At 64.3% G+C, this 16,403-nt stretch carries 13 protein-coding genes; 8 read left to right on the top strand and 5 right to left on the bottom strand.

What is annotated here, in order from left to right:
- Positions 1-241: 241 nt before the first annotated feature.
- Positions 242-1,300, bottom strand: coding sequence for a phosphoribosyltransferase family protein (locus CA236_RS04075; RefSeq protein WP_206430506.1), 1,059 nt, complete (start codon positions 1,298-1,300; stop codon positions 242-244).
- 152 nt (positions 1,301-1,452) lie between these two features.
- Between CA236_RS04075 and CA236_RS04070 the strand changes: the two genes are divergently transcribed.
- Positions 1,453-2,985: a lipopolysaccharide biosynthesis protein gene (locus CA236_RS04070; RefSeq protein ID WP_125944647.1), complete on the top strand. Its 1,533-nt coding sequence runs from the start codon at positions 1,453-1,455 to the stop codon at positions 2,983-2,985.
- Positions 2,986-3,090: 105 nt separating this feature from the next.
- The gene (locus CA236_RS04065) at positions 3,091-4,074 is read left to right on the top strand and encodes a glycosyltransferase (protein ID WP_125944646.1); all 984 of its coding nucleotides are present in this window, start codon (positions 3,091-3,093) and stop codon (positions 4,072-4,074) included.
- A 52-nt stretch (positions 4,075-4,126) separates the two neighbouring features.
- Here CA236_RS04065 and CA236_RS04060 read toward each other — a convergent pair whose 3' ends face one another.
- The 4 genes from CA236_RS04060 to CA236_RS04045 form a co-directional block, all read right to left on the bottom strand.
- The gene (locus CA236_RS04060) at positions 4,127-5,017 is read right to left on the bottom strand and encodes a hypothetical protein (RefSeq protein ID WP_125944645.1); all 891 of its coding nucleotides are present in this window, start codon (positions 5,015-5,017) and stop codon (positions 4,127-4,129) included.
- Positions 5,014-6,375 (bottom strand): GNVR domain-containing protein, encoded by a 1,362-nt coding sequence (locus CA236_RS04055; protein WP_125944644.1) that lies wholly within the window; start codon positions 6,373-6,375, stop codon positions 5,014-5,016. The genes CA236_RS04060 and CA236_RS04055 overlap by 4 nt, the downstream gene beginning before the upstream one ends.
- A complete protein-coding gene (locus CA236_RS04050) occupies positions 6,372-7,541 on the bottom strand; it encodes an ATP-binding protein (RefSeq protein WP_164518846.1) in 1,170 nt (389 codons plus the stop codon). The genes CA236_RS04055 and CA236_RS04050 overlap by 4 nt, the downstream gene beginning before the upstream one ends.
- A 260-nt stretch (positions 7,542-7,801) precedes the next feature.
- The gene (locus tag CA236_RS04045) at positions 7,802-8,965 is read right to left on the bottom strand and encodes a hypothetical protein (RefSeq protein WP_125944642.1); all 1,164 of its coding nucleotides are present in this window, start codon (positions 8,963-8,965) and stop codon (positions 7,802-7,804) included.
- A gap of 171 nt (positions 8,966-9,136) precedes the next feature.
- Here CA236_RS04045 and CA236_RS04040 point away from each other — a divergent pair, with 171 nt between their 5' ends.
- The 6 genes from CA236_RS04040 to CA236_RS04015 all read left to right on the top strand — a co-directional run bounded on the left by CA236_RS04040 (position 9,137) and on the right by CA236_RS04015 (position 16,003).
- Positions 9,137-10,027 (top strand): glycosyltransferase family 2 protein, encoded by an 891-nt coding sequence (locus CA236_RS04040; RefSeq protein ID WP_125944641.1) that lies wholly within the window; start codon positions 9,137-9,139, stop codon positions 10,025-10,027.
- 91 nt (positions 10,028-10,118) lie between these two features.
- Positions 10,119-11,297: an outer membrane beta-barrel protein gene (locus CA236_RS04035; protein ID WP_125944640.1), complete on the top strand. Its 1,179-nt coding sequence runs from the start codon at positions 10,119-10,121 to the stop codon at positions 11,295-11,297.
- 18 nt (positions 11,298-11,315) lie between these two features.
- Positions 11,316-12,092, top strand: a complete 777-nt coding sequence (locus tag CA236_RS04030; protein ID WP_125944639.1) for a polysaccharide biosynthesis/export family protein — start codon at positions 11,316-11,318, stop codon at positions 12,090-12,092.
- 133 nt (positions 12,093-12,225) lie between these two features.
- Positions 12,226-13,704, top strand: a complete 1,479-nt coding sequence (locus CA236_RS04025) for a lipopolysaccharide biosynthesis protein (protein WP_164518845.1) — start codon at positions 12,226-12,228, stop codon at positions 13,702-13,704.
- Between the two features lie 56 nt (positions 13,705-13,760).
- Positions 13,761-14,840 (top strand): cellulase family glycosylhydrolase, encoded by a 1,080-nt coding sequence (locus CA236_RS04020; protein ID WP_164518844.1) that lies wholly within the window; start codon positions 13,761-13,763, stop codon positions 14,838-14,840.
- A 14-nt stretch (positions 14,841-14,854) separates the two neighbouring features.
- Complete coding sequence (locus CA236_RS04015; RefSeq protein WP_164518843.1) at positions 14,855-16,003, top strand: glycosyltransferase family 4 protein; 1,149 nt, start codon at positions 14,855-14,857, stop codon at positions 16,001-16,003.
- The last annotated feature ends 400 nt before the right edge of the window (positions 16,004-16,403 follow it).

The raw sequence follows: 16,403 nt of genomic DNA, 5'->3' as shown, positions 1-16,403 counted from the left end.
GTTCAGAAGACTTTAGACTTGAAGGTGTTGGCGACCCCATCGAATGGATCCTTCGGGTGACTATACTCACCAATTAAAAGGCGTTCAATTGCGGCAGACCGCCATACCGATCTTATCATCTTCGGATAGTCCGTGACAACGGCCAGCGGCATGCAGACAGCGTAACGCACGGTTTCGAGGTCACCAAGATCGCACTTGATGACGTTCTGCACCCGCAAATTCGAAACCGGCGGTGGACGGTTCAGCTGCGAACGCGCTGCTTGGCCACCCATGACCGGACGTTTTCTCGACCGAAAACACGATTTAGCACGCGCTTGGCTACCCGGCGCCAACCATGACGTTCGCTCGACATCCGTTCACGCAGGCGCGACGCGCGCCGGCGTAGCCGTTCGGCATGTTCGAGATGGGCGTCAGGCTGAATGACGGTATGGCTTTCAATGCTCAGTACCGGCTTGCCCGAAAGCCGGGCGATCTCGATTGCCTGACGTTCCTCGCTTTCGATGAACAGCTGGGCATCGAGGCCGGCATAGACCTGCGCCTTGAAGGCGCCATGGGCGCCGCGGCGGCGACGCTCCTCGGCCGTCGGGACGTCGAGCATCCACAACTTGCCATATTCGATGCCGCGCGCGGCCAGCCACGCTTCGGTTTCGGGACGATAGCGTTCAAGCCGGCTTGTCACCAGATGCGCCACGCGCCGGCCGGGCACCATCAGCGGCCGGGCATTGGTCAGGAACTCGACGTAGTTAGGCCCATCGTCGTTTTCGTCCCGCGTAGGGTCGAAACACAGCACCCCGTCAATGTCGAGGCACGCGCGTTCCAGAACCTTGTGGTTCATGAAATTCCATTGGAACACGCGTGGACGCGGCACGCGTTCCATGACGAAGTCGACGTCGACCACATCCTCTTCCGGGCCATATACGGTGCAGAAGATGCAGCGATGCGATTGACCCGCACGGGCGATCTTTTCCCGCGCCTCCCGCATTGCCGCGCCCGACAGGATGCTGTCGTCGACGATCAACACACGCTTGAATTGATCCGCTGCGCGGTCGAAACCGGGCCGGCGCCGGGTGGACCCCGCCGACAGGATACGCCCTTCCAGGAATCCGTCGAGATCGGCCAGCGGCAGGTTCAGCGCCAGGCTGATCAGATTGGCCGCCAGCAGCCCGCTGCGAGGAATGCCGACTACCAGATCGATATCACGCGGTAGTAGTCCGACACTCGTCTGAATCGTGCGATTCAGATCATCAATTGATCGATAATGCACATTGCCCCCTGCACCGCGCCAATCAGCCGCCACCATATCAACTCAAGTTAAGGCGCACCCGATGCGGGATGACGATAGCTTGGAGATTCAAGCCAATGCAACGTGTAATCAGAACCGATTCCAATTGATCCCGGACCGGGATGCGTTCGCGCATTTTCAAACGCGCGGCGACCCGCTAGGCGGCTTGGATGGCAAAGGGGGATAACCGGCCCGACGATATCGTTCCCCGTGACAATGCCACAGGGGGGCTGGGCGCGCGCGCCGTGCGCGGGGCAATGATGTCGGGCGCGGCGCAGGGCGTGAAACTGACCGTCCAGATCGCTTCGGTGGTGGTGCTGTCGCGCTTTCTGTCGCCGCGGGACTTCGGTCTGGTGGCAATGGCGTCCCCGCTCATTGCCTTTGCCAGCATGGCTCAGAATCTGGGTCTATCGCAGGCGGTGGTGGTCAGCCGCGAGCTGACCTATCGACAGGCCAGCACGATGTTCTGGATCAACGCGGCGCTGTCGTTCGCGCTGATGCTAATCCTGATGCTGTGTTCTCCGCTGGCTGCCGTCTTCTACGACGCGAACGAGCTGACCCCCATTGTCGCGGCGCTTGCGGTCGCGATCTTCACGACGGGACTGGGCGCCCAGCATCTGGCGATGGCGACGCGGATGATGCGGTTCGGCGGGCTGGCGCTGGTCGATATGGCGACCGCGGTCGTCGGGCTGGCCGCGGCGATCGCCTGGGCATGGTTCGATCCCAGTCCCTGGGCGCTGGTCGCCAGCGCGCTGGCCAGTGCGCTGGCATCGGTGGTGGGGGCATGGATGGTGTCGGGATGGCGTCCCGGCCGGCCCGCCAATATCCGCAGCGTCTGGACGATGCTGCGGTTCGGTGGCGGGCTGACCACGTTCAACCTGACCAACTTCTTTGCCCGCAACCTCGACAACATCCTGATCGGCAGGTTCCACGGGGCAGGGCCGCTTGGCCTGTACGACCGGGCGTACAAGCTGTTGCTGTTCCCGTTGCAGCAGATCACCTGGCCGTTGCAACGCGTAATGGTGCCAACCCTGTCGCGACTGGTGGACGAGCCGGAACGCTATCGTTCCGCCTATTCACGAACGGTGGGGCAAATCCTGTTGCTGACGCTGCCTGGCATCCTGTGCCTGTTGATCTGGGCCGATGTCGCCATTCCACTGATGCTGGGCGCGCAATGGTCGGGCGCGGTCGAAATCTTCCGGTGGTTGGCGCTAGCGTCGTTGCACCAACCGCTGACGGTAACGCTGGGCTGGCTGTTCATCAGCCAGAGCCGCACGGGTCAGTTCGGCCGGTGGGGCATCTTCAACGCCGCCAGTTGTGCAGTCGCGTTCACCGCCGGCTTGCCGTGGGGGGCAGAAGGGGTGGCCGCGGCCTATGCGCTCAGCGATATCTTCATTCGCCTGCCGCTGGTCTGGCGTCTGGCCGGCAGCCGGGGACCGGTATCGGCACGCGACCTGATCCATCTCGCCTTGCCCTTCGTCCTGGCGGGAAGCGTCGCGGGGGCCGCAATGTTCGCCGTCGGCGCCCTGTTGCCGCGCACGTTGATCGGCCTGCTACTTGCCGTCACGCTGGGGTATCTGACCTTTGGCGCAGTGCTGATGACGCGCCCCCTGGGCCGGTGCACGCTGGGCGAGACGCTATCGCTGTTGCGCGGCATTGTTTCACGCCGCACCGCACAACAGCCGGTCCAGCCATCGCCATAAACCGGTTCGGAAGCATTCCTGCGTCGGCGAGCGGTTTCGTCGCGCGGTTTACCGTGCTGCCCGCTTTCTGTATCCGGTACCCATATCCAGGCATCAGGAACTTCAATGCCGGCATTACCGCTCGTTTCCGTGGTCAGCGCCTTCTACAATCGCGCTGGCCGGGTGGCGGAGTCGATCGGCAGCGTGCTGGCGCAGGACTATCCCAACCTGGAGGTCATCGTCGTCGACGACGGATCGCGCGACTACACGCTGGGCGAACTGCGCAAGCTTGACGACCCGCGGCTGAGGATCATTACCCGCGAGAACCGCGGCTTCGTCGCGTCGATGAACGAGGCGATCGCCGCCAGTCGCGGTGAGTTCATCGCCGTTCACGGATCGGGCGACCTGTCGCTGCCGGGACGCATCGCGCGACAGGCAAAGGTGCTGGTCGACAGCCCAAATATCGGGGTGGTGGGCTGCTGGGTCGACAATGACGAGACCGACGGTCCGGGATCGCGACTGTTCAAGGCGCCGCGCGGGCTGGATTTCCATTCGACGCTGCTGTCGCGCGGACTGTTCACCCATGGCGAGGTAATGTTCCGCCGCGCGCCGTTCGATGCGGTTGGCGGCTACCGGGACTTTTTTCGTTTCGCGCAGGATCGCGACCTGTGGCTGCGCATGTCGCGTCTGTGCGGCTACGATATCGTGCCCGAGATACTGTACCGGCGCTACAAGCCCGAAGGCGGTGTCAGCGTGGATCCCGCGAAATTGCTGCTCCAGGCCTATCTGTCCGATTTCGCCGTGCAATGTGCCCGGATCGTGGATGATGGCGGGCGCGATCCGATCGATCAATACGGCGCGCCGGCAGCGTTTCTGCGCCGCCCTTCGCCGATGTTCGGCCGCAAGCTGGCATGGTTCGGCGCGCGGATGATGGTGGAGGGCAAGGTCGAGCAGGGCTGGCCGATCGTCGAACGCGCGCATGCCGAATATCCCGGCCGACAGGTCCGCATGATCCGTGCGCTGGCGGCACTGCACGATCGCCCGGCCATGTGGGCGCGGATCGGTCGCCCGATCCTGGCCCGGCGGTTGCGCCAGTTCCGCGACGGGTAACACCCGCGCGCACCTGCCCGGCGGCATCGCATTGCCGCCGGGTCTTATCGGTTCAGCGGACCAGAACGCTGCCCAATACGGGCACGTCATTGGCGGTCAGACGATCCATCAGCACGCGGACCGACTCCATCGGAGTTTGGCGCCGTTCAGCCAGCAGCAGCACGCCATCGGCACCGCGGGCGATTGCCGCCACGATGTCGGCGGGCTGATTGCCGGCATCGACGATCGCGAAGCGATACCCGCCACGCAGCGCGCGCAGCTGTTCGACCAAGGACACCCGCTCGACGGCTTCGCTCAGGCCGGAAATCGCCGCGCCGGCCGCGATCAGGTCCAGATTGGGCACCGGGGTTTCGACCACGCAGTTCTCGCGGACCGAGCCGCCGGTGAGCAGCGATGTTGCCCCTTCGTCCGCCGCGACCCCGAATAACGCATCCTGTGCCGGCGCGTCGAAATTGGCATCGACGACGATACCGGGCTTGCCCAGTTGCGCGAACAGCGTCGCCAGGTTCGCTGCGACCCCGGCGGTATCGTCGGTGCCGCAGCCTGCCAGCACCACGACCGACAATGCGTCGCGGTTGAGATCGAGTACGGTCAGCAACGACGATCGCAGCTCGCGCAGCTTGATCGACAGGGGATCGTCGGGCGCATAGGCGGCGACCACTGCCCGGTCGACCCCGGTGGCGTCGGGATCGATCAGCTGGCCTGCTTCGGCATGGCGCATCAACGCTTGTCGCATCGCGTCCGGATCGATCAGCCCGAGGTCGATGGCAGCCGTGTTGAAACTGGCGCCGGTACGGGTCTGATACTGGGCGATCCGGTCGCGATCCTCTTCACTGAGCGCGGTGGCGTCGACCAACGGTGCGTCTGCCCGGTGCGTTTTGCGTGGGATCGATCCATCGCCCGGCGTCGCAGCGGCCGGACCCGAACTTGAACGCAGCCTCATGCCATTGCTCCCGAACCCAGAAGTTTTGGCTCGCGGTTGAGGTCGGCCAGCACCGGCACGCCGGTCAGCGATACCAGCCCGCCGATCGTCCGCACCCTGGGATTGCGCCATTCAAGGAAGAATGCCGCGGCGATGCCGACGAACAGGCCGGCAAGCAGTCCCAGCAGGAACCGCAGCGCGACGTTCGGGCTGGACGGCAAAGTCGGCGCGACCGCACGGTCGAGCAAGCTGACATTGCTCAGCGGCACCTCGCTTTGCAGCCGCACTTCATTCAAACGGGCGGTAACCGCGTCATAGGCGTTGCGTGCGGTATCGACGTCACGCTGGAGCACCGCCATCTGGTCCTGAGCGCCCGACAGCCGCAAAAGACGTTCGCGCTGGGCCTTGACCAGCCCACTGAGTTCACCGGCGCGCGCCTGCGCGGCGGCATTGGCGGTCTGTACGGCGGACACGGCAACACCCACCGCCTGCGCGCGCCTGGCGCGCAGCTCGGCGATCTCGGCATTGGCCGATTCCACCATCGGATGGTTGGGGCCAAGCGACTGGCGCAACTGCTGCAATGCCGCCGACTTGCCGGCGATCTGGCTGTCCAGACCCTGTACGACCGGCGATTGCTGGGCGTCGGATGAACTGCCGATATTGCTTCCTGCCTTGGCGCGCGACTGCGCGGCATCGGCTTGGGCGACGGTCAGCTGCTGGCTGAGCGCACTGAGCTGTGCCTGTTCGATGTCGAAGCGACCGGCGCCGACCAGGCCGCGTTCCTGCTGGAACCGAGTCAGTTGCGCCTGTGCCTGTTCCAGTCGGCCGCGCGCCTCGCGGATCTGGCTTTCGAACCACTGCGAATATACCCGCGCCGGATCAATGCGGAGCTGCAGCTGAACCTGGACATAGGCCTGTGCAAAGGCGGTCGCCAGACGCGCCGCCAGTGCCGGGTCCTCGCTCTTGTAATTGACGGCCAGGACGCTGGTGTTGCGGGTCGGCAGGATCTCAAGCGGCTTGGTGATGCGCCGGCCGATCCATTCCTGGATCGGGAGTGAGCTGTTCGATGCCTGATACTGCCGGACCAGTTCGGGATTGCGGTCCATGCCCAGATTGCGAGCCACGCGCTGTGCGACATAGACGCTGCGGATGATGTCCGCCTGGGTCCCGATCAGCGCCGCCGCCTTGGTCTGACCGCCGCCGGATTTGGACGCGACCGGATCGGCTTGCTGGGTGTCGAACAACAGCGTCGCCGCGGCGGTATAGGTCCGCGGCGACGTCCAGGTCCATATTCCGACAATCGCCAACACGACCAGCGTCGTCAGGGCGATCAGACGCCAGCGGGCCCGCAGCCCCTCGACATAATCCCAGGCGTTCATTGTCCCCCCTCGCTGATGATCCGGGACTGGCCGGTCTTGGTCGCTGAACGTTTCGTGGCGCAGAAGGTCAGCAGGAATTGCGGTGCCAGTACGTCCTCGAATGCCAACCGCATTGTCTTGTCATCAAGCCGACCCAATGCTGGCGACAAAGCCTCGATCAGTTGCGGCATGATCGTCGGGTCAGTGCCCGTCGCTGCCAGCGCGCCGGCCAGATCATCGGGCGTGAATTCCAGTCGCATTGCCGCCGTCTGGGCAAAGGCCTCGATCGCGGAAAGCGGAAAGCGACCGTCGCGAACCAGCGTCGCGAACAGCGCGTCGTCGCGCATGTTGGTCTCGCGCCAGATGGCGCGCGCGCGCGCGACACCGGCCAGCACGGTATCGGTATCGGCGAAACGGCGGTCCTGTTCGATCGCACACAGACAGCTGTGCAGGCTGAGCAGCCGCATGTGATAGGGCGAACCGCACACCAGCCAGCGCAGCAGCGACAGGGCGGCGGCGTCGAACTGCAGGCCGATTGCCTGGCTCGTCGTCTGAATGAAGCGTTCGACATCTGCATCGGCGATCGGGGCAAGCCCCACTGCCAGGATGTGGCGCCGTACCGATGCATGCACGTCGATCAGGTCGCCGACATCGCCCGAAATACCGACGAAGATCAGGCGCGCGCGCGATCGCATGTCCGACAGCAGCTTGATCAGCAGGGCGATCTGCCCCTTGGTTTCCTTGTCCTCAAGCCGGTCGAATTCGTCCAGGATCAGGACGACATCATCCCGTTCGATACGCGCCAGCATCGTGGCGACCGATCGCGGGGTTGGGGCCGCGCGGATTGGCACCATTGCATTGGCGAAGTCGTCGGCACGCATCCCGAATGCCGCCGGCCCGATCTCGTCGAGATAGGGCAGCATCAATTCGCCGAAATCGCCGCCGCCGGCACAGGACAGATAGATCACCGACACCCCACGCGCATCGGCCAGATCGCCGAACACACGAACAAGCGACGTCTTGCCGCTGCCGCGCGGGCCATAGATCACGGCGTGCATGTGGGAATCGATCACCGCCCCGGTCAGGGTATCGAGTTCGCGCTGACGGCCGAACAGGTCGCGCGGATTGTCCACGGGCTGATGCGCGCCGAACAGCCGGATCGCCAGCGTGCGCGTACGGTCCGCCATCCGCACGGCACGCTCCGGTACGATCGGCGCCGGCCCGGCCGGAGCCACCGCCGGGGGGGGACGCTGCGCCGGGGCACGGGCCGCCTGCGACGCACGGCGCAACGGATCGGGCAGAGCAAGCTGGTGTGACCGGCCGGTCAACCAACCTCGCAGGTGGCCGAACCATTCACGCAGCATCATTATCTCCGACAGGCATGGAAACTGGACTGCCTTTCCCTGACGGACAGTGGTGGAACGGCGTGGATAACATGCGATATTGCCTATGGGTTAACCGCTGCACGGACAAGTCCTGCGGATCCTTCGGGCGACCGGGTGTCCGGATATTGCTCCGGATGCAGCAACCGTTCGCCAATTTCTTCCCACCGGGGAAAGGATCGTGGCCGGACCGTACCCGCAGCGGTCAGCGCCGCGGCCACGGCCCGTTCGATCGAGCCGGCGTCACCCGGGCGATAGGGGGTTCGTGACGCGACTTCGCCGACCGCGAAATCGGGGCACACCGCCGGTAGTCCCAGATATTCAAATTGAGCGAGTTTGAGACTGGTTTCCGCCAGATATTCGACGCCGGGCGCATCCAGATAAGGCGCCACCCCGATCGTCGCATGCGCGATATAGGGCAGGGTATCGCGAAAGGGCATTTCGTCGTGCACCACGACGTTGGCAGGTGCCTGAAACCGTCGGCCGCAGCCGATCACATGGAAGACGACGTCAGGAAACGCGGCGGCGGCGTGATGAAAGAAGCTTTCGTCGAACAGCATCGAACCGACCGACACCGCGTTGCGGGTGCCTGGCGCATACGGGTTGCGACCGATATCGGCAAAATCTGCCGGGTCGATGCCGAAACCGATCCGCGTCAGCCGGTTGGGCGCCCATGCGAAATCGGGCGCCATCAACCAGGACCGCATGCTGACATGATGGATCAGGCCGGCATCGGTGGCCAAGCGCTGCTGGACATAGGGATGGGCACCGACCGTCTCGAGCCGGTCGGTTGCATAATAGATGATCCGGGCGCGCGGATTGAGCCGGCGAATACGACGCAGCAGGATCGCAGCGACGCTGGCCTCGACAATGACATGGTCCGCATCGGCCAGCAGCGCATCGACCTCACGGTTGGGCCAGCGCGCATACAGACGAAACAGCGGGCCCATCAACCGGTCGGCCAGCGCGTTGCCGGTTGCGAAGGGATGCAATTGCGTCCGCCACAGATAGCAGCGAATTCCGTCGACCATTTCGGACCGGTTGGCCCGATCCCACAGGTTCAGGCGGGAATCCCCCTTGGACCGGGAAAGCCGGCTGAACCGCGTCGACAGGAAAGAAACGCCATAGCCACTGCGCGCAAGTGCATGGGCGATCTGATGAATGCTTGCCCGCTTTGCGGTACGGTAATCGTGAAAGGCAGAGATAAAGACTACATTGCCCTTGTTCATCTCGCCCCCGGTTCCATAAGGATCGTCGTCGCGGCATGGCCTTCCGGGTCGGTCTGGTCAAGTCGGTTGCAGTGCAGCATAGGGGGCTGAACCCGCTTCGATGGAACCGGCCACATCGGATGATCGATCCAGAACGGGAAGCTCCAAGTGGAAACGGATACAGCCCGAACCATGACTGACACCGCGCCGCTCATCTCCGTTATCGTGCCCACCTATGATGACGGTCCGCGACTGGCGCTGTGCCTGGACCTGCTGCTTGCGCAGTCGATCGGGTCGGACGCCGAAATCATCGTCGTCGACAATGCATCGACACAGGATATGACGGCGCTGAAGTCGTGCTATCCCATGGTCCGCTGGCTGTACGAAGCCACGCCGGGGTCCTACGCGGCACGCAATACCGGCATTGCCGCGGCACGCGGTCGCATCCTTGCCTTTACCGATTCCGACTGCCTGCCCGATGCCGATTGGCTGAAGGAGGGCGTGGCGCCGCTGCTGGGCGACAATCCGCCCAGTTTCGTTGGCGGTGCGATCGATCTGGTCACGACCCGGCCGACGGGGCTCAGTGCCGCCGAACTGTTCGACCTGGCGTCCGGGTTCCCGCAGCATCGCTTTGTCGAGCAGGTCCATTTCGCGATGACGGCCAACATGCTGACGACCGCCGACACGATGCGGGCGGTGGGGCCGTTCGCCACCACGATGAAGTCGGGCGGCGACCGTGAATGGGGCAACCGCGCCTGGGCAAAGATCGGGCCCGGCCGCTATGTCGCATCGGCGCGGGTCGGCCATCCGACCCGCTCCAGCCCGTCCGAAGTGCTCAAGCGGGTGCGCCGGGTCGCGGGCGGCGAGCGGGATCGGAAACCGGGCTGGGCCGACTGCCTGGCCTTTTGCGCTCGCCAGTTGCCGCCGCCGCGTCGCGCATTTCTTGACATCGCGGCCCTTGATCCGGCCACCGCGCCCCTTGCGGCCAAGGCGTCGGCGATGCTGTTCGCCTATCGCACCAGGCTGGCGCTGGTCCGGTACCGGCTCGCGCTGCAATTCGGCGGCGAATCCACCCGGTCATGAAACTTTGACGCTTGCCGTCGTATGAAATAATCAGCGCCGTTCACGTAGTTGCCGTTGGCTGACGGTGCGGCGTATCCGGGGGACCTGTTACATGATTCGCGGCTTGATGGTCGGAGCGGTTGTCGGCCAGGTGGCGATGGTGGGCTCTGCATATGCGCAGGAAAATCGGTTTGAATTGTCTGCGCAGCTGGTCGAAACTTATGACAGCAACATCCTGCGCCTGGGCGAACAACGGATCAGCGGCCCGACCGACAATGTGTCGATGTCGCCGCGCGTCGCGGTCGATTTCGACCGACGTTTTGGCCGCCAGCGCGCCTATGCCACCGGCTATGCCGGCTATAATTTCAACAGCAGGTTCCGTTTTCTCAACCGCGAACAACTGGCTCTCAACAGCGGCCTCGACTTGCGGTTCGGGCCACGGTGTCGCATCAACCCGACTGCATCCCTGGTCCGTTCCCAGTCCGATCTGGAGGATCTGGGCCAGGTCGTGACCAACGCCGCTACGATTCAGGACTATAACATCACGGCCTCGTGCCCCCGTCCTGCCGGTTTTTATCCGACAGTAGGTGCAGGCTACTACAGGGTCGACAATTCCGAAATCCGGCGTGAACGCGATCAGTCCATCGTCGATGCGCGGTTCGGAATTGCCTATGCCCGGCCCAGCATCGGCGATTTCGAACTGTTCGGCCAGATCGCCCGCATCCAGCGCGCGCGCCGCGACCCTACGCCTGCCGGTCTGTTGCAGGACGAAACCGATGTGCGGACGGTCGCGCTGCGTTTCAGCCGCGATGTCGGCACCCGCTTCGAAACCACGCTTCAGGTCGGCTATACCAATGTCGATCCCAGGACGGTGGACGTACCCAGCTTCTCCGGCCTGACCTATCAGGGCAGCCTGACCTATCAGCCAACGCCGCCGATAAACCTGACCCTTGGCTTTGGCCGTCAGGTCAGCGGTCGCGGCAATCTGGGTACCAGCTATTATGTATCGGACAGCGTCGAACTACGCTCGAGCGTGAAATTGAGCGCACGCACATCGGCGAACGCCGGAGTCCAGTTGTCGAAGCGCGACTTCGCCGGCGAAGACCGGGTGTTCCAGTTCGGGCCGCGTGGCCAGGACCAACAGTTGGATGCCCGCGCCGGCATCGGCTATCGCCTGGCCCGACCGATCAACCTCGACCTCTCGGGCCGCTATCGGCGGCGTGACGCAGAGAATGATTTCTATGATTATGACAGCCTCGCGGCCACGCTGACGGCGGCGATGAGCTTCTAGGCGAACGGAGACGGGACGATGAAGGCATTCGCATTGGCAGGGATCGCCCTGCTGTTGGCACCGATGGCCGGCGTACCCGGTGCGGCTGCCCAGTCGAGCTGGCAGGGGTATCAGCTCGGCGCGGAGGACCAGATCGAGGTGCAGATCCACGGGCAGGGCGGCGCAATGGTCAAGACCCGGATCAAGTCCGACGGTTCGATCACGCTGCCGCTGGTCGGCCGCGTGCGTGCCGCGGATCAGACGACACAGGCACTGGCTACCGCGATCGAGGCGCAGCTCAAGCGCGGCGGGCTGATGACCAATCCGATCGTCAACGTCGAGATCCTCGAATATGCGAGCCGCACCGTCACGATGCTGGGTGAATTCGCCAGTCCGGGGCTCGTCCCGCTCGACCGGCCGTTGACCCTGAGCGAAATCGTGGCGCGCGTCGGCGGATTGAAGCAGGGCGCTTCGGATACCGTGGTGCTGCGGCGTGCCGGCGGTACGGTGGAACGCTACAACCTTACCCTGATTGCGCGGAACGAGGCGCGTGACATCGTGTTGTTGCCCGGCGATGCGTTGTTTGCGACGTCCGCGCCGCAATATTACATCTATGGCCAGGTCGGCAACGCCGGGACCTTCGGTATCGTGCCCCAGATGACGATCCGTCAGGCGCTGGCCCGTGCCGGCGGACCAACATTGGCCGGTTCGGAGCGCAAGATCACTTTGTATCGTGCCGGCCAGGAAAGCGATGCCGATCTGTCGGCGCTGGTTCAGCCGAACGACGTATTGTTCGTCCGCGAGCGTATTTTCTGACCTTTCCGCATATCGCTATCCATGCGCGGTTCCGGCCGCGTCCGAGGACTTGTCTCTGCCGACTAGGTTCTTGCGCATGACGGATGAAAATCGCGTCGATAACGAAACCGTGGGTCGTCCTGTCGAAGGTTCGATGAAGCGCAAGCTTGCGGTGGGCGCGGGCTGGATGACGGTCCTGCAACTGTCGTCAAAGGTCGTCGAGGTCGGCTTCATCGCCGTCCTTGCCCGCATCCTGTTCCCCGATGATTTCGGCGTCATCGCCGGTGCCGCGATCTTCATCCAGCTCGCCTCGTTGCTGGTCGAAGTCGGCATCGGCGCGACGATCGTCCAGATACCGAACCTGACGCGCACTGACCTGCGCATCGGCGGGACGATCGTGTTCCTGAACGGCGTCGGCTATTTCCTGCTCGCGCAGCTGCTGGCGCCGTTCGCCGGCGACTTCATGGGCATTGCCGGTGTCGAACCCGTCATCCGGGTGCTGGCGCTGGTGTTCATCATCCAGTCGTTCGGCATCGTGTCGGAAAATGTGCTGGTCCGCGACCTGGAAGTGCGGCGCGTGATGATCGCCCAGTTGATGGCGCGGGTGATCGGCACCGGCGTGATCGGCATCGCACTGGCCTGGGCAGGCTGGGGCTATTGGACGCTGGTCGTGGCGACGCTGGCCGAAACCACGGTCAAGGCGCTGTGGCTGGTCCTGCTGGTGCGGCCACCGATGCGGCCGCTGCTCACGCGCGCCGGCGCGGCCCGGCTGATGCGGCGGGGAGCGGGATTTTCACTGTCGAAGGTCATCAACTTCTTTGCGTTGCGCGCCGACAACGCGATCGTCGGGCGAACCATGGATGCCGCCGCGCTGGGATTATACTCGCGCGCCTACAACCTGATGAACGTGCCCGCCGACCTGTACAGCCGGATCGCCGAGCGGATCGTATTTCCGGCAATGGCCAAGGTACAGGACGATCCGGCCCGGCTGCGGTCGGCATTCCTGCGCGGGCTGGAGCTCACCGCGATTTTCGGACTGCCGATATCGGCGCTCCTCGCCCTGCTGGCGCCCGAAGTGATCCTGCTGATCCTGGGTCCGCGCTGGGTCGCGGTGATCGTCCCGTTCGCGGTGCTGTGCTCGGTCACCTATCTGCGCCTCGGCACCAAGATCAGCGGATCGCTGCAGCGGGCAAAGGCGGCGACCGGGGCAATGATCACCAACCAGATCGTATATGCCGGCATGGTGATCGGCGGCTGCTTGCTCGCCTATCCGTACGGCATCGTCGCGGTGGCGGGGGCGGTCAGCGTGGCGGTCGCTGCCTTCTACCTGATCGTGAACTATAACGCCTGTCGTCTGGCCGGCGTCGGATTTGTCGATTTTGTCCGGGTGCACGCGCATGGCGCGCTACTGGCGCTTGCCTGCACGTTGGTGGCGGCACCGGTCGTCCTTGGAATGCGCGCCGCAGCATTGCCGCCAATCGCGATCCTGGTCGCGGCCGGATCGGCGGTGGCGACACTGGGGGTGATCCTGATCCTGTTGCGGCCGCGCTGGATGCTGGGGGATTTGATGATCGAACTGCTCGGCGATGCCGGGCGGTTGACGAAACGTTTCAGGCGAAAGGCCCCCCGGTGACCCTGTCGTCCGCCACCTCCCACCCGTACGCCGTCCGGAAGCGCGGATCGGGCGTGATGTTGCTGATTGCGGCATTGCTCCTGGTGGCCGCACTGGGAACGACGTGGTTGCTGTTCAACGACACGGAAGGGGAATCGCTCGGTTCGCTGATATTGGGCGATGCCGCCGGGGCGGAAGAAACCTCCCCCGCCGGCAAGGCTGCGGCCCCGCCGCGGTTCGGCGTGAACCTGTCGGGGGGAGAGGCACGCGGCACGGATGCCGTTCGGCCAAAGCTTGCCGACTTGCGGCATTATGTCGAGGAATTGCGGTTCGACCTGATCCGCTATCCTTTCAAGACCGACCGGATGACCCCCGATCGCATCGCCGAACTGCGGACGCTGACCGATTATGCGCGCAGCCGCGACGTGCCGTTCATTCTGGACAATCACAGCTATAGCTGGCGGCCGGTCGACGAACAGATTGCGTTCTGGACCGGCTTTGCCCGTCAATTTCCCGATGACGGTTCGGTCCTGCTCGACCTGAACAACGAACCCAAGGGCGTCGAATGGATGCAATGGGCCAGCGATGCCAAGCAGATTGTCGCCGGCCTGCGCCGCAACGGTATCCGGCATCCGATCCTGCTCGAATGGCCCGGCTATTCGGCGGTGACCCGGTTCGACAAGCATGAGGCCAGGGACAAACCGTGCCAGAGCGCCGGCTGTGCGCTCGACCGGACACCGGGTACGCTCGATCCGCTGGGCCGGACCTATATGAACGGGCACCGCTATTTCGACGCCAATGGGTCGGGTACTGCCGCTGCGTGCCGCCAGCGCAACGGCGCTCCGCGCGAACGCAGCGGTTTCGTCGCCTTCGCCGCGCAACTGCGCAAGCGCGGGCTGCAGGGCTATATCACCGAAGCGGCGTTCGGAAATTACGGCGGCATTCCCGAAAGCTGCAAGGCGGTGGGCAAAGAGGCGATAGCCGCGATCCGCGCCAATGCCGACGTATTGCGGGGTATCACCTGGTGGGGCGGCGGGCGGCTGTGGCCTGATCGTTATCCGTTCAAGATCGAATGCCCCAAGGCGCAGCGCGCGACCTGCCCGCCCTCTGCCTATCAGCAGATGATCAGCCCGCGGTTGCGCATTCGCGCCGATTGACCAAAGGAGGCATCATGCCGGACGCGCGACCGATCTCGGTCACTCACGTCGTACGACAATTCTACCCCGGTATTGGCGGCATGGAAGAATGCGTGCTGCAACTGGCGCGGCATCAGGTTGCCGCCGGCCACCGGGTGCGTGTCGCCACGCTCGATACAATCTTCGACGAGCGCGAAGCGCAGACGCTGCCCGCGGCCGAAACGCATGACGGCATCGAGATACGCCGCGTACCGTGGCGCGGTTCGAAACGCTATCCGCTGGCCCCCAAGGTGCTGGGGGCGCTGGGTTCCCCGGATCTCGTGCATGTCCACGGCGTCGATTTTCTGTCGGACTATCTGGCGCTGACCCGACCCATCCATGGCCGGCCGCTGGTGCTCTCCACCCATGGGGGCTTTTTCCACACCCAGTTCGCCGGCCGAGCGAAATTGCTGTATTTCAAGAGCATTACCCGCACGCTCCTGACCCGCTATACCGCCGTCGCGGCATCCAGCCAGTCCGATCTCGATCGTTTCTCACAGATCCGGCAGCGCGGTCTGGAGCTGATCGAAAATGGCGTCACAGTCGACAAATTCCGCGGGCTGGCAAACCGCGATGCCCGCACGATCCTGTATTTCGGGCGTCTGGCGCCCAACAAGGGGCTGGAGGCGCTGGTCGCGTGGTTCGCCGCGTTGCTGAACGCCGATCCCGACTGGCGATTGATCCTGGCGGGTCGGCCGATGGGTGTGCCCCTGGACGCGCTGCGCACCCAGGCCGCGGCGCTCGGCATCGCCGACCGGGTAGAGGTGATCGACACGCCCAGCGACGCCCGGATCGCCGAGCTGATCGGGCAATCGTCGGTCTATGCCTCTGCATCGACCTATGAAGGGTTCGGCCTGGCCGCGATCGAAGGAGCGTCGGCGCACCTGTATCCGCTGCTCAACGACATTCCGCCGTTTCGCCGGACGGTCGAGGGATTGGGGTTCGGACGGATCGTCGATTTCACCGATGCCGCGACGGCGCGGGATTTCGCGCAGGACTGGCCACAGGTGACCATGCCCGACGCGGCGACGATCGACGCAACCGTCACCGGCCGGTTTGGCTGGCAGGGCCATGTCGATGCATTCGAAGCGTTGTATCGCCGCGTCCTTGCCGGCCAGGACGGCAAGGACCGGCCTACTCGCTAGGCCGTTGCGATCGGGCGTCCGATCCGCCGCACCGTGGCAGCCGGTTCGGCTTCGGGTTGGGGCGAGGCGTTCCGCCCGAACTCGTTCACCCGGACAAACCCGACCAGCAACCACAGCAGCGGCGCGGTCTTCATCGAGAACGAGCCCGTACCCCCGACCAGCAGCCAGATATAGATGTACACGCTCATCGACCACAATGTTCGCCGGCACGTGACTCCATCGGGTCGAATAACCAGGGTCAGATAGATCCAATAGGCCAAAGCACCGAAAATACTCGTCGACACCATGACAAATCCATAGCCGGTATCGCCGCTCCTTGCGATCAGGTCATGGTTGCCGAACAGGATGTCACTGGCCGACAGCCCCGTCAGCGCGCGGTAGGTAGTCGCAATTCGCCCGA

The organism is Sphingomonas sp. ABOLG, assembly GCF_003950435.1.
GTDB classification, from domain to species: Bacteria; Pseudomonadota; Alphaproteobacteria; order Sphingomonadales; family Sphingomonadaceae; genus Sphingomonas; species Sphingomonas panaciterrae.
The sequence above is the reverse complement of the archived record's forward strand: the minus strand, read 5'-3'. Positions and strand labels throughout refer to the sequence as shown.